Origin of the sequence: Xanthomonas bonasiae, from assembly GCF_017163705.1 — a bacterium.
GTDB classification, from domain to species: domain Bacteria; phylum Pseudomonadota; class Gammaproteobacteria; order Xanthomonadales; family Xanthomonadaceae; genus Xanthomonas_A; species Xanthomonas_A bonasiae.
Map to the genome: position 1 here is coordinate 127562 of NZ_JAFIWB010000008.1, position 13145 is coordinate 140706.

Annotated in this window: 13 protein-coding genes and 1 other RNA gene; 3 read left to right on the plus strand and 11 right to left on the minus strand. The window is 69.2% G+C overall.

The window, feature by feature from the left end; genetic code table 11:
- Positions 1–296: 296 nt before the first annotated feature.
- Positions 297–3458: a TonB-dependent receptor gene (locus tag JR064_RS10175; protein WP_179566991.1), complete on the plus strand. Its 3162-nt coding sequence runs from the start codon at positions 297–299 to the stop codon at positions 3456–3458.
- A gap of 310 nt (positions 3459–3768) precedes the next feature.
- Here the strand turns inward: JR064_RS10175 and thiE are convergent, their stop codons facing one another.
- Positions 3769–4392 carry a thiamine phosphate synthase gene (gene thiE / locus JR064_RS10180; RefSeq protein ID WP_206229636.1) on the minus strand — a complete coding sequence of 208 codons (624 nt, stop codon included), beginning with the start codon at positions 4390–4392 and terminating at the stop codon, positions 3769–3771.
- A 74-nt stretch (positions 4393–4466) separates the two neighbouring features.
- On the opposite strand from thiE, the gene JR064_RS10185 reads away from it, so the two are divergent.
- The gene (locus tag JR064_RS10185; RefSeq protein WP_003477416.1) at positions 4467–4658 is read left to right on the plus strand and encodes a rubredoxin; all 192 of its coding nucleotides are present in this window, start codon (positions 4467–4469) and stop codon (positions 4656–4658) included.
- Between the two features lie 278 nt (positions 4659–4936).
- On the opposite strand, the gene JR064_RS10190 is transcribed toward JR064_RS10185, so the two are convergent.
- From JR064_RS10190 to JR064_RS10235, 10 genes are all read right to left on the minus strand, one after another.
- Positions 4937–5851 (minus strand): SirB1 family protein, encoded by a 915-nt coding sequence (locus tag JR064_RS10190; protein WP_369916623.1) that lies wholly within the window; start codon positions 5849–5851, stop codon positions 4937–4939.
- A 38-nt stretch (positions 5852–5889) separates the two neighbouring features.
- Positions 5890–6339 (minus strand): DUF192 domain-containing protein, encoded by a 450-nt coding sequence (locus JR064_RS10195; RefSeq protein WP_179566987.1) that lies wholly within the window; start codon positions 6337–6339, stop codon positions 5890–5892.
- Between the two features lie 175 nt (positions 6340–6514).
- Positions 6515–7162: a ribose-5-phosphate isomerase RpiA gene (gene rpiA / locus JR064_RS10200; protein WP_145702709.1), complete on the minus strand. Its 648-nt coding sequence runs from the start codon at positions 7160–7162 to the stop codon at positions 6515–6517.
- A 98-nt stretch (positions 7163–7260) separates the two neighbouring features.
- Positions 7261–7731 carry an EVE domain-containing protein gene (locus JR064_RS10205; RefSeq protein ID WP_179566985.1) on the minus strand — a complete coding sequence of 157 codons (471 nt, stop codon included), beginning with the start codon at positions 7729–7731 and terminating at the stop codon, positions 7261–7263.
- Positions 7728–8321: a 5-formyltetrahydrofolate cyclo-ligase gene (locus tag JR064_RS10210; RefSeq protein WP_206229637.1), complete on the minus strand. Its 594-nt coding sequence runs from the start codon at positions 8319–8321 to the stop codon at positions 7728–7730. Before JR064_RS10210 ends, JR064_RS10205 begins: the two co-directional genes overlap by 4 nt.
- 78 nt (positions 8322–8399) lie before the next feature.
- Positions 8400–9179 (minus strand): acyl-CoA thioesterase, encoded by a 780-nt coding sequence (locus tag JR064_RS10215; protein ID WP_206229638.1) that lies wholly within the window; start codon positions 9177–9179, stop codon positions 8400–8402.
- A 177-nt stretch (positions 9180–9356) separates the two neighbouring features.
- Positions 9357–9541: non-coding RNA, 6S RNA (gene ssrS / locus JR064_RS10220), on the minus strand.
- A 98-nt stretch (positions 9542–9639) separates the two neighbouring features.
- Positions 9640–9933, minus strand: a complete 294-nt coding sequence (locus JR064_RS10225; RefSeq protein ID WP_003471552.1) for a cell division protein ZapA — start codon at positions 9931–9933, stop codon at positions 9640–9642.
- Positions 9930–10151 carry a TIGR02449 family protein gene (locus JR064_RS10230; RefSeq protein WP_179566973.1) on the minus strand — a complete coding sequence of 74 codons (222 nt, stop codon included), beginning with the start codon at positions 10149–10151 and terminating at the stop codon, positions 9930–9932. Before JR064_RS10230 ends, JR064_RS10225 begins: the two co-directional genes overlap by 4 nt.
- Before the next feature lie 67 nt (positions 10152–10218).
- The gene (locus JR064_RS10235) at positions 10219–12438 is read right to left on the minus strand and encodes a putative bifunctional diguanylate cyclase/phosphodiesterase (RefSeq protein WP_191824496.1); all 2220 of its coding nucleotides are present in this window, start codon (positions 12436–12438) and stop codon (positions 10219–10221) included.
- A gap of 161 nt (positions 12439–12599) precedes the next feature.
- Between JR064_RS10235 and JR064_RS10240 the strand changes: the two genes are divergently transcribed.
- On the plus strand, positions 12600–13145 hold the full coding sequence (locus JR064_RS10240; protein WP_179566969.1) for a YecA/YgfB family protein: 546 nt from the start codon (positions 12600–12602) through the stop codon (positions 13143–13145).

A 13145-nucleotide genomic window follows, 5' to 3' on the forward strand; every position in this document is an offset into this window, starting at 1 on the left:
CGGGCGCGGAGCGATGCCGCCTATTGTCGCGGCTGCCGCCTGCACGTGCCATGTCGCCCGCGGTTCGGCCGCGCACCTACCCGCCCGCCGCGCACCTACCCGCCGCGACCGGCTTCCTCGTGTGATCCGCTGCCTAGTATCGGAACGTCCAGGGGCGCACGGCCCGATCGCCGACAGCGAGCGGCCGTGCGGTGGGCGGAGTTTGCACAGGGTTCGCGGGGCGCGCCATCGGCCATTGGCGCGGCGCCTGCATTTTTCGTTGGGTTGCCAACGATCTTCATCTTCGGGGAGAGAGCATGCACCGTACGATCCGCAGGAGCGCCCTGGCGCTCGCGTTGGCGCTTGCCGCCGGCAATGGCTATGCGCAGTCCACCACCGGCAGCATCGTCGGCAGCGTGCCGCCCGGCGCCGGCGAGAGCAGCGTGCTGATCACCAACACCAGCGGCTTCAGCCGCGAGGTCAAGGTGGACGAACGCGGCCGTTACGCACAGGGCAATCTGCCGCTGGGCACCTACACGGTCACCCTCAAGCGCGACGGCCAGGTGGTGGAGACGCGCGAGAACATCAGCCTGGTGGTCGGCGCCGGCACCGAAGTCGGCTTCGGCGGCCCGGCGCAGACGCTGGATGCGGTCAACGTGGTGGCCGGCAACGTGGCCAGGATCGACGTGGCCAGCGTCGACAGCCGCACCGTGATCACCGCCGAGCAACTGGCGGTGCTGCCGCTGGGCCGCAGCGCCGAGGCCATCGCGTTGCTGGCGCCGGGCGTGGTCGCCAACAGCGGCGGCTACGACAACGGCCCGCTCGGCGGCTCGCTGGCCAGCTTCGGCGGCTCGGCGGCGAGCGAGAACGCCTACTACCTCAACGGCTTCAACACCACCGATCCGGCCAGCAGCCTGGGCGGGCTGACCTTGCCGTACGGCGCGATCGACCAGCAGGAAATCTTCACCGGCGGCTACGGCGCGCAATACGGCCGTTCCAACGGCGGCGTGATCAGCCAGGTCGGCAAGCGCGGCAGCAACGAATGGCATTTCGGCGCGGCGGTGATCTGGCAACCGGACAGCCTCAGCGCCAGGCAGAGCGATCTGTATTTCCGCAAGGACAGCGTGTACTCGGATCCGAGCAATTCCAAGTACACCGCCGGCAACTACATGCCGCTGAGCGAGACCACCGCCGACCAGACCACCTACAGCGCCTACCTCGGCGGTCCGCTGGTGCAGGATCGATTGTTCTTCTTCCTGGCGCTGGAGCAGGTCGATTCCAGCGGCACCCGCGTCGCCGACGCGCGGGTCACCTCCGGCGGCATCTCCGGCTCGCCGTGGACCCGCTACGACTACAAGCAGACCCGCGCCTACGCCAAGATCGACTGGCAGATCAGCGACAACCACCTGCTCGAATTCACCGGCGCGCAGGACAAGGCGCGCACCAACGGCAACATCTACGGCTACGACTACGTCAATCGCGAGGTCGGCAGCTATGTGGGCCGCGAAGCCAAGAACGAGTTCGGCCCGACCCTGTTCCTGGGCAAGTACACCGGCTATTTCGGCGACAACCTCACCTTCACCGCGCTGTACGGCAAGGAGAGCCTGCCCAACAAGCTCACCGCGATCGGCTACGACGCCGGCAACGGCCCGTTCCTCAACAGCGTCGACAACCAGAACCCGGCGTACGTCGGCGCAACGCCGATCAGCAACCAGCAGCGCGTCGTCTCGATCACCGATCCGGACCGCGAGTACAAGAAGGACAACCTGCGCCTCAATCTCAATTGGCGGCTCGGTGCGCACAGCATCGACGTCGGCATCGACAACCAGAAGAGCGAGGCGATCAACATCGGCACGTACAAGTCCGGCCCCGGCTATGCGTGGACCTACGGCTACACGCCGGACCCGTACGGCCTCAACAGCGGCGGCCAGGTCAGCGGTTCGGTGGCCGAGGACGGCAGCATCGGCGTGCCCAGCCCGGGCCTGGCCGATCCCACCTACGGCAGCACCGGCTACTACGTCACCCAGGACATCGACACCAACCTGTATTCCTACGACGCCAAGCAGACCGCGTACTACCTCGAAGACCACTGGCAGGCCACCGACAGACTGATGCTCTCGCTCGGCGTGCGCAACGATAGCTTCACCAACTACACCCCGTTCGGCCAGGCCTACATCGAACTGAAGAACCAGTGGGCGCCGCGGCTGGGCTTCAGCTGGGACGTCCACGGCGATTCCAGCCTGAAGGTGTACGGCAACATCGGCCGCTACTACCTCGGCCTGCCGCTGTCGCCGGCGGGCCTGTTCACCCCCGCGGTGTCCACCAGCACCTACTACACCTACAGCGGCATCAATGCCGACGGCACGCCGATCCTCGCCACCCAGCTGGCGCCGCCGGTGTCGGCCAACTCGCGTTTCGGCCGGCTCGCCGACGTGCGCACCGCGGTGGCCGAGGACATCAAGGGCGAGAACCAGGACGAGGTCATTCTCGGCTTCACCACGGTGTTGCCGAACGATTGGGTGTTCGGCGTGCGCGGCACCCACCGCCGGCTCAACGACGGCATCGACGACACCAACCTCGACAACTCCAACGCGGGCCTGGTGGCGGCGGCCGCCGCCGCGGGCGTGGACATCGACTGGACCAAGAACGCCAGCGCGGCGCTGGTGAATCCGGGCAAGACCAATACCTACCGGGTGATCGGTACCGACGGCCAGGTGCATGCGCTGACCGTGACCCGCGAGCAGGGCGGCTACCCCGAATTCAAGCGCCGCTACTCGGCGCTGGAATTCAACCTGGAGCGTCCGTTCGACGGCCGCTGGTACACCAAGATGAGCTACGTGTGGTCGCACAGCTACGGCACCACCGAAGGCCAGTTGCGTTCGGACCTGTGGCGCACCGGCGGCGCGCTGGGCAGCTACCAGGGCCAGGCGGCGACCTCGACCACGCAGAGCTGGGACCATGCGGCGCTGATGGAGAACTTCAACGGCAACCAGTCCAACGATCGCCGCCATCAGCTGAAGGCATACGGCTTCTATCAGCTGACCGAGGAGTGGGGCACGTCCGCGAACCTGAGCCTGATTTCCGGCGCGCCACGGCCCTGCCTGGGCTATTACTACGGCAGCAACTACGACGCCGGCGACCGCGACCCGGCCGGCTATGCCAATCCCAGCATCACCGGCGGCACGTACCACTTCTGCTACAACCCTGCCACCGGCACCGGCGAGGCGTCGCCGCCGGGGTCGCATGGCAATCTGGGCTGGGTGGCGCAGCTCGACCTGGGCCTGACCTACAAGCCGAAGTTCGCCGAAGGCAAACTGGCGCTGAGCCTGGACGTGTTCAACGTCACCAACCGGCAGACGGTGACCAACGTCTATCCGTTCTCCGAATTGAATCCTGGTCAAGTCAATCCGCTATGGAACCAGGCAGTGGCCTACCAGGCGCCGCGCTCGGCACGGGTGACGCTGAGCTACGACTTCTGAGCGCGCATGGTTCCAAGCCCCTCTCCCGTCGGGAGAGGGGTTGGGGTGAGGGGTACGTGCGCGAAGCGCCTCGCGAAGTTTGGGTGCGCGAGGCTGCGCCCGTCCCCTCATCCGCCCCTGCGGGGCACCTTCCCCCGAAAAGGGGCCATGGTCCCGAGGGGAGAGGGAATAGCCTAAGCCCCTCTCCCACCGGGAGAGGGGTTGGGGTGAGGGTACGTGCGCGAAGCGCTCGCTGCGTTTGGAGGCGCGAGGCTTCGCACCAAGAGCGCTCCGCCAGCGGCGCATTCGATACCCGCGCCGGCCCCCCGCCTCAGTCGAAGCAGGCGCGGTAGGCGGCCAGCGCGGCAGGCGGATCCTCGGCGTCGAACACGCCGCTGATCACCGCCAGCAGGTCGGCGCCGGCGGCGACCAAGGCGCGGCCGTTGTCGGGATGCACCCCGCCGATCGCCACCCGCGGCAAACCCAGTGCCGCGGCATCGCGCAGCAGGCCGGGGTCGGCGCGGCGCGTGGTGACCTTGCTGCGGGTGGGGAAGAACGCGCCGAAGGCGACGTAGCTGGCGCCGGCCGCGGCGGCGGCGCGGGCCAGCGCGAGGTCGTCGTAGCACGAGGCGCCGATCAGCGCGTCGGCACCGAGCGCTGCGCGCGCGGCGGCCAGGTCGCCGTCGTCTTCGCCCAGGTGCACGCCGGCGGCGCCGACCGCCTGCGCCAGGGCCACATCGTCGTTGACGATCAGCGGCACCCCGGCCTGCGCGCATAGCGCCTGCAGCGCCGTCGCCTGGGCCAGGCGCTGCGCCGCGTCGGCGCGCTTGTTGCGGTACTGCAGCCAGGTCGGGCCGTGGCCGAGCAGCGGCGCCACGCGCGCCAGCAGGCGCGCGCCGTCGGCCTCGTCGGGCGTGATCAGGTAGACGCCGCGGGGCGGCGGTGATGCATTCATGGAGGAGCCTTCCGGTGTGCAGGCGACGGTGGGACAATGCCCCTCCGTTCAGCCCGTAGACCCGCGATTATCCAATGAGCGATGCCACTGCCACCACCTACCGCGCCTGGATGTGCGTCGTCTGCGGCTTCATCTACCGGGAAATCGACGGCCTGCCGGAAGAGGGCATCGCCCCCGGCACCCGCTGGGAAGACGTGCCCGACACCTGGACCTGCCCGGACTGCGGCGTGACCAAGGACGATTTCGAGATGGTGGAGATGGAGTGATTGCTGGGAATGGGGAGTGGGGAATCGGGAATGGGAACAGCGACTCCCTGCCTCCAGATCTCGCGCGGTGGATTGGGTTTAGGGTTGTCCGGGCATACACAGCGATTCCGAGCCATCGGATTGCGGCAACACCACAGGTCAGGTCGAGCTGTCCTCCCACGGACGCTAGCATGGACGATTCGGACGGCTACGTATTGACCGTTTGGTCAAGCCAGTAACCCTGAGCCTCAGGGCAGCTGCTTTTCCCATTCCCGATTCCCCACTCCCGATTCCCAGCCTCAATGCATCCGCTGCGCCCGCGCGCTAAGTTCCACCAGGCGTTCGCGGATCGGCAGCACGTCGTTGGCTTCCGGGTTCAGTTGCAGGTAGCGGCCCAGGTCGCGGCGCGCGCCGGGGACGTAGTCCATCTGCAGGTAGGCCAGGCCGCGGTCGCGCAGGGCTTCGGGCTGGTCGGGCATCAGTTTGAGCACGCGGTCGGCGCTGCGTGCGGCGCGATCCCATTCGTCGCGTTCGGCGTAGACGCCGTGCAGGTTGCGCAGCACCCGGGTCAGGATCGCGCGGTGCGGCGCCGGATCCAGGATCTGCAGCAGCGCACGGTCGTCCGGGGTCTCGCCGCCCAGGTGCGGACGCGCGCGTTCGCGCAGTTCTTCCACCGCCAGCGGGCGGCCGCCGTTGAACGGGTCCATCACCAGCAGGCCGTCGTCCACCGGCAGGCGCACCAGGAAGTGTCCGGGGAAGGACACGCCGTCGAGCGGGATGTCCAGCCGCCGCGCCACTTCCATCTGCACCAGCGCCAGCGAGATCGGATTGCCCAGGCGGCGCTCGAAGACCTCGTTCATGTAGCTGTTGCGCGGGTCGTAGTACTCGTCGTGGTTGCCGCTGTAGCCGAGTTCCTCGAACAGGTGGCGGTTGATCGCGGCCATCTTCAGCGGCCACGGCTCGATCATCGCCACTTCGTGGCGCAGGTGCTCGGCGTGGTTCTGCGCCAGCGTGTCGTAGTGCTCGGCATCCAGTTCCGGATACTCGTCGCGGGCGATCAGCAGCGCGGTGGCCAGCAGCGGCAGCGCATCGTCGTCCAGCGCGGCCAGGGTATTCCAGCTCGGCAATGTCAGTCGGTCGACCATGGCCCAAGACTGGCTGCAAAGTGCGACGCGATCAAGTCCGGGGGTTCCCGACAGCGGTGTCGGGTTCAGCGCCACAGCGGCGGCGCTTTTTCCGACGCCGGCGCGGCTCAGCGGGCGGTGGGGATGCCCGGGCCGAAGCTCAGCTCGGCGCCGTCCTGCAGCTTGAGTTGCGCGGCCTGGCCGGCATTGAGTTCCAGCACGTAGCGCGCCGGCGCGTTGCTGGGATAGGGCGGGCAGGCGTTGCCGGCCGAGCACGGCGGCACGTCGCGCTGCTGCGCCACCAGCTTGCGCTGGGTGTCGAAGTACAGGATGTCCAGCGCGATCTTGGTGTTCTTCATCCAGTAGGCCTGCGGTTCCTCGCGGTCGTGGATGAACAGCATGCCGTGGTCGGCGTCCATCTGGTCGCGGAACATCAGCCCGCGCGCGCGGGTCGCATCGTCCTGGGCCAGCTCGACCTGGTAGCGGTGTCCGGCCAGTTCCACCCAATGGCCGCCGGCGCTGGCGCAGCCGCTGAGGGTCAGCAGGACGAGGACGAACAGGGCGCGGAACAGGGACATGGCGTTGCCGGGGAAGGTGGGATCAGCGCGCACCTTGTTGCATGGTGGGTGGCGAGTCAAGAGAGCCGGGAGTGGGGATTCGGGATTGGGGATTCGCAACAGCGGATTCGGAGGCCGGAGGGAGATTTTGGCTTTTACCAATCCCCAATCCCGAATCCCCAATCCCGCGCGCGTCCTACAGGACGCGCGGCGGCTCGCCACCGACGATCACCACGTCGGCCGGGCGGCGCGCGAACAGGCCGACGCAGACCACGCCGGGGATCTGGTTCAGTTCGCGCTCCAGCGCCACCGGATCGGTGATGCTGAGGTGGTGCACGTCGAGCACCACGTTGCCGTTGTCGGTGACCACGCCGTCGCGCCAGACCGGCTGGCCGCCGGTGCGCGCCAGGATCTCGCGCGCGACCAGGCTGCGCGCCATCGGGATCACCTCGATCGGCAGCGGGAACGCGCCCAGCGTCTGCACCTGCTTGCTCGGGTCGATGATGCACACGAAGCGCTCGCTGGCCTCGGCGATGATCTTCTCGCGGGTCAGCGCGGCGCCGCCGCCCTTGATCAGGCAACGGTTCGGATCGCACTCGTCGGCGCCGTCCACGTACAGCGACAGGTTGCCGGTGTGGTTCAGCTCCAGCACCTCGATGCCGTGCTGGCGCAGACGCGCGGTGCTCTGCTCGGAGCTGGACACCGCGCCCTTGATGCGATGGCCGATGCGGCCCAGCGCGTCGATGAAGTAGGCCACGGTGGAGCCGGTGCCGACGCCGACGATCATGCCGTCTTCGACGTATTCGATGGCTTTTTCGGCGGCCAGGCGTTTGCTTTCGGACATGGGGGGCTCGGGATTCGTGATTGGGGATTGGGGATTCGTCAAAGCGGCAGGCGGGGCCGGGCAGGGACGAATCCCCAATGCCCAATCCCCAATCCCGGCTACTCGAGCGCCAACAGCAGCTTCCACTGCGCGGCGCTGACCGGGAACACTGACAGGCGGTTGCCGCGCGCGGTCAGCGGGAAGCCTTCGCCGAGCGCGTCGGCGTGCTGCTTGATCTCGTCCAGCGCGATGGTGCGCGCGAGCTTGCGCTCGAACGCCACGTCCACCAGATACCAGCGCGGCTGTTCGCGGGTGGCCTTGGGGTCGTGGTAGTCGGAGGTGGGATCGAACTGGGTGACGTCCGGATACGCGTCGCTGGCCACCGTGGCGGTGCCGACGATGCCAGGCACCTTGCAGTTGGAGTGATAGAACAGGATGCCGTCGCCGACCTTCATGCCGTCGCGCATGAAGTTGCGCGCCTGGTAGTTGCGCACCCCGTTCCAGGGTTCGCTGCCGACCCGCTGCAGGTCGTCGATCGAGAAGGCGTCCGGTTCGGACTTCATCAGCCAGTAGCGCTTGCGTGCGGTCATGCGGGGAGATCGGTCGCGGTCAGGAGGGTGTGGGAGTCGGTGCAGACCGCATCCAGCGCCACGTCCCAGGCGGCGACGGACAGCGCGTCGACCTGCTGCGCAGCGAAGGCGGCGCCGACCAGCCAGGGCGGAGGCGCTTGCCGCTGGCGAAATGCGAAGCTGCGATCATACCAGCCGCCCCCCATGCCCAGGCGTCCGCCGCCGGCGTCGAAGCCGACCAGCGGCGCCACCACCAGCGCCAGCTGCTCGGGCGCCAGCGTCGCCTCGGCGGCGACATCGGGTTCGGGAATGCCGTAGCGGTTGGCGGTCAGCGGCTGCCCCGGGCGCCACGGCGCGAAACGCAGGGTCTTGCCGCTGAGCACCGGCAGGCAGTACTGCACGCCGGCCGGCAGGCTCAATTGCCAGCGGTGCAGCGCGATCTCCCCGTCCATCGCCCAATAGCCGGCGACGTGGCCGTGCTGCGGCGCGAACGGCAGGTCCAGCAAGCGCAGCGCCAGCGCGTCGGCGGCGGCCAGGCGCGCGGCGGCGGGGAGCGCGCGGCGGCGCGCGCGCAGTTGCTGGCGCAGGAGGTCGCGGTCGTCGGGAGTCATCGGGCAGGCGCGGGAAGGGACGGCGCTATTGTCGGTGCCGGCGCGTGGACTGGCTAGGGCGTTGCCGTCGTCGCGGCATCAGGCGTAGATCGCCACCGTCTGCCGGCCCGACAGCACCAGCTGCCCGGCTTCGTCCCAGATCTGCATGTCCTGCAGCGAGTAGCCGTCGGCGGCGTGCTGGCTGGCCGAACGCAGCAGGAACCAGTCGCCTGCCGCGGCCGGCTGCGGGAAATCCAGGGTCCAGGTCATCGAGCTGACCGGCGCCGGTTCGGTGAAGCAGGCCATCGCCGCCGGCGGCAGGCTGTCGCCGAGCGCGATCAGGGCCAGGCTCGGATCCACGCCCGCGCTGTCGCGATGGCGCACCCAGACCATCAGCTCCGGGCTGGCCGCGGCGGACACCGGCAGCGCGCCGCCGGCCAGGCGCATCTCGAAGTTGGCGGCGAACGCCGGGGTGATCGCGCTGGCGGCGATCGGCGTTGCGGCGTCGGGCCCGCACATCGCGGGCCGCGCAGGCATGAAGTCGTGGGCGATGCGGCTGGGACGTGGCTGCGCGAACAGCAGCGCCGCGCGCAGCGCGACCTGCGCGCCGGCCAGGCAATCGACCGCGATCGAGGTGGCGGACTTGCCCTGGCGCAGCGGCTGCGCCTGGAAACGCAGGGTGGCATCGGTGGGGCCGACGAACCAGATATGCGCCGACTTCAGCGGCGGCAGCGCGGACGGCGCCGCGCGCAGCGCGGTCTGCAGCGCCAGTGCCGCGGACAGGCCACCGAAGGCGGTGCGTCCCTGCAACCAGCTGGCAGGCACGTCGAACCCGGCGTTCGGGTCGAAGCGGTCGATGATCTGGGCGAGCGAGGGCATGCGGCGTCTCCTGGAAGGGCGCGACAGTATCCCAGGCTTGCGCGGGCGGCTGGTCGGTGCGGGACGCCGTGCGCTGCGGGGACGCCAGCGACGGCGCCGAGGCGATGGGCGTCGGGCGTGGCGCATGCCGGACGCACAAAAGGAAACGGCGCCTTGCGGCGCCGTTTCCGGGATATTGCATTCTCCGCCATGACGATGCGTGCGAAACGACCTTGAACCCGGGGTTCAAGTGGGATAGCTGGGGAACCATCGGGCTTCCCGCTACAAGGCGGACCTGCACACCCGATTCCGTCGCCATCCCGTGGTCGTAATTAAGGGACAAGGCGAATGTTTGCACACGCTGTCGTTTACAGCAGAGAACGCAAGCGAAGTATAGCGCCGTCGCCGCGCTTGGCTAGTCCGTTCGTCGGTCGCGCGGTACGGCGCAATTCACGTTGATGATCGAAATGCGAGGCGTGTATCAACGCGCCGTATCGACCACGCCGTCGAGTCGGCGATTGAGATCGGCGAGCGTGCGCGCCATCTCATGATCGCGCCGGGCCTGCTCGTCGCGCAGTTGCTGCAGCTCGTGCGCCAGGTTCAAGGCGGCCAGCACCGCGACCCGGTCCACCGCGGCCATGCGGTTGCTGCCGCGCACCTCGCGCATCTTCGCGTCGAGCAGGCGCGCGGCGGCGAGCAGGCTGTCGCGTTCTTCGGCCTCGACGCCGACGGTGTATTCGCGGTCCAGGATGCGGACGCTGACCGGTTCGCTCACGTGTGCTGCTCCAGCGACTTGAGCCGGGTGATCATCGCCTCGACCCGCGAGCGCGCCTGCTCGTTCTTGGTCAGCAGCTGCGAACGCTCGCCGATCAACTGCTCCTGCTGCTGGCGCAGGCTGCGGTTCTCGTCGGCGAGGCGCTGGCAGCGCTCGACCAGCGTTTCCACGCGTGTGGCGAGGGTGCGAAGCTGGGCGAGGGCGTCGGGGCTGTCCATGGCGCCCACGATAGGCATGCGCCCGAGCGGCGGTCAAGACGCCGGCGGACGGCGCGACGGCCGCCGCTCAGGCGGGCAGCAGCAGCGGCTGCCGCAGCAACTGCAGGCAGGCGTCCGGTTCCAGTGCCGGCGCGACCAGATGGCCCTGGATCTCGTCGCAGCCGTGCTGGCGCAGGAAGGCCAGCTGGCCGGGCAGCTCCACGCCTTCGGCGACCACTTTCAGGGTCAGCGAGTGGCCCATCGCGATGATGGTGCTGGTGATCGCCTCGTCGTCCGGATCGCGGGTCAGGTCGCCGATGAATTCCTGGTCGATCTTCAAGGTGTTGATCGGCAAGCGCTTCAGGTAGGCCAGCGACGAATAGCCGGTGCCGAAGTCGTCGATCGCCAGGGCCAGGCCCAGGGCGCGGCAGGCGTGCAGGGTGGCGGCGTTCTTGCCGACCTGCGACATCACCACGCTTTCGGTGAGTTCCAGCTCGACGTTGCCGGCCGGGACCCCGGTCTCGGCCAGGATCCGCGCCATCAACGCCGGCAGGTCGCCGCGCTCGAGCTGGATCGCCGAGACGTTGACCGACATGCACAAGTCGGTCAGGCCCAGCTGGCGCCATTCGCGCAGCGTGCTGCAGGCCTGGCGCAGCACCCATTCGCCGATCTCCAGGATCAGCCCGGTTTCTTCGGCCAGGGGGATGAACTGGCTCGGCGAGACCGTGCCGAAATCGGCGCTGTGCCAGCGCAGCAGCGCTTCCACGCCGACCACGCGCTGCTCGCGCAGCGAATAGCGCGGCTGGTAGACCAGCTTCAGCTCCTGGTCGAACGGGATCTTGCGCAGGCTGCTGGCCAGGGTGGCGCGGTGGCGGGTGGCCTCGTCCATGCGCGCCGAATACACCTGCACGTTGCGGCGCCCGGCGGCCTTGGCCTGGTACATCGCGGTGTCGGCATGCTTGAGCAGTTCGCTGGGCAGCAACGCGTGCTGCGGGAACAGCGAGATGCCGATCGACGAGGAGATCGCCACTTCGCGGCGATCCTCCAGTTGCAGCGGCGCATCGAACGCGGCCAGCACGCGCGTGGCGACGGCTTCGGCCTCGGCCTGATCGGCGATGTCCTCCACCACCACGGTGAACTCGTCGCCGGCCAGGCGTGCGACCGTGTGCTGCGGGCCCACCGCCTGCTGCAGGCGTTCGGCGACCGCGCGCAGCACCCGGTCGCCGACCGCATGGCCGAGCGAATCGTTGATGTCCTTGAACCGGTCCAGGTCCAGGAACAGCACCGCCACCGAACTGCCCTGGCGCCGCGCGCGCACGATCGCGCGCGCCAGCCGCTCGGACAGCAGCGCGCGGTTGGGCAGGCTGGTCAGCGTGTCGTAGTTGGCCAGGTAGCGCAGTTCCTGCTCGGCGCGCTTCTGGTCGGTGATGTCTTCCAGCACCACCACGTGGAAGCTGTGCCGGCCGTCGGCGTCGACGACCGTGTTGCGGCGCACGTGGCAGAGGATTTCCAGGCCGTCCTTGCGCCGCTTCCAGGCATCGCCGCGCCAGGACCGGCCGCGCTCGAGCGGCGGCGCGGCGGGCACGTCGGGCGCATGGTCGAGCAGGGTCATCGGCTGGCCGAGCACCTCGCGTTCGCTGTAGCCGGTGATGCGGGTGAAGGCCGGGTTGACCGAGATGAAGCGCAAGTCTTCGTCCAGCACCGCGACCGCCTCGCTCATGCTGCGCAGCACTTCGCTGGCGATGCGCCGTTCCAGGTCGGCCTGGCGGTGCGAGGTGATGTCGCGTGCGGTGCCGGCGAGCCGGCGCGGCTTGCCGGCGGCGTCGTAGTCGACCACGCGGCCGCGCACCCGCGCCCACAGCCACACGCCGTCGCCGGCCAGGTCCACCCGGTACTCGGCCACGTAGACCGGGGTCAGGCCCTGCAGGTGTTCGCGCAGCGCGCGCTCGGCCTGCGGCACGTCGTCGGGATGGATGCGCAGCGGATCGTCCTCGCGGATCACCATGGTGATCTCCTGCGCATGCGGCGCCGCCTCGTCGGCGCGCATGCGGCGCAGCTTGCGCTGCTGCAGGTCGTAATCCCAGAAGTGCTCGCCGGAGGCCCACAGCGCCAGCTTCAGATGGCGGTCGCGCTGTTGCAGCTGCTGCTGGCGTTGCTGCTGTTGCTGCATGCGCCGCCGCCAGTGCAGCGCCTGCAGCGCGGAAACCAGCGCGGCCACCGCCAGGATCGCCGCTGCGGCGGCCCAACCCCAGCGCCAATCCGTTCCGGCATGGCCGGCAATTCCCGCAGCGACGTGCTCGATCGACATGGCGGGAAGAGGGCTTCGGTCAGGAAAGGGGGTGGTGGAGTGTAGGCGCCCGCCGGAAGCCTTCACAAGCAGCGCGACACATGCGGATTGCTACACTGCGCAGTCCCGCTCCGCCGCTGGCCCCGACTCTCCGTGGCGAGCGCACAACAGGCCTCGCGTCCATGATCGAACTTCCTAGCGCCGACGACGTCACCCAAGCCAGCCAGCAACTGGGCCTGGCCGCGTCGGCGGCCGAACTCCACGGCGCGTTGTGCGGCTGGCTGGCCGGCGGCGGCGCCGACCTGGCGGCGTGGCCGGCCGCGGTGCTGGCCGATGCCGGCATCGCCACGCCGCGCCGCGGCGACGTGCTGGACCGCTTGCGCGAGGCCACCGCCGCGCAACTGGAGGACCGCGATTTCGCCTTCGACCTGGTCCTGGCCGATGCCGGCGCGCCGCTGTCCGAGCGCGCCGACGCGCTGTTCGACTGGTGCCGCGGCTTCCTCGGCGGGTTCGGCTTGGCCGCCGGCGCCAAGCCGCCGTTGTCGGAAGAAGGCGAAGAGTCGCTGCAGGATCTGGCGCGGCTGGCCCAGGCCAGCACCGACGATTTCGACAGCGCCGACGAGGACGAGGACGCGCTGGCCGAGATCGAGGAATTCGTGCGCGTGGCCGCGCTGCTTCTGCACAGCGACTGCGTACTCGGCCCGCGCCATCGGCAACGCCTGAACTGA

Coding starts and splice junctions, on each gene's coding strand:
- JR064_RS10175 (WP_179566991.1), top strand. CDS start 297: ATGCACCGTACGATCCGCAGGAGCGCCCTGGCGCTCGCGTTGGCGCTT.
- thiE (WP_206229636.1), bottom strand. CDS start 4,392: ATGAATGCATCACCGCCGCCCCGCGGCGTCTACCTGATCACGCCCGAC.
- JR064_RS10185 (WP_003477416.1), top strand. CDS start 4,467: ATGAGCGATGCCACTGCCACCACCTACCGCGCCTGGATGTGCGTCGTC.
- JR064_RS10195 (WP_179566987.1), bottom strand. CDS start 6,339: ATGTCCCTGTTCCGCGCCCTGTTCGTCCTCGTCCTGCTGACCCTCAGC.
- rpiA (WP_145702709.1), bottom strand. CDS start 7,162: ATGTCCGAAAGCAAACGCCTGGCCGCCGAAAAAGCCATCGAATACGTC.
- JR064_RS10205 (WP_179566985.1), bottom strand. CDS start 7,731: ATGACCGCACGCAAGCGCTACTGGCTGATGAAGTCCGAACCGGACGCC.
- JR064_RS10210 (WP_206229637.1), bottom strand. CDS start 8,321: ATGACTCCCGACGACCGCGACCTCCTGCGCCAGCAACTGCGCGCGCGC.
- JR064_RS10215 (WP_206229638.1), bottom strand. CDS start 9,179: ATGCCCTCGCTCGCCCAGATCATCGACCGCTTCGACCCGAACGCCGGG.
- JR064_RS10230 (WP_179566973.1), bottom strand. CDS start 10,151: ATGGACAGCCCCGACGCCCTCGCCCAGCTTCGCACCCTCGCCACACGC.
- JR064_RS10235 (WP_191824496.1), bottom strand. CDS start 12,438: ATGTCGATCGAGCACGTCGCTGCGGGAATTGCCGGCCATGCCGGAACG.
- JR064_RS10240 (WP_179566969.1), top strand. CDS start 12,600: ATGATCGAACTTCCTAGCGCCGACGACGTCACCCAAGCCAGCCAGCAA.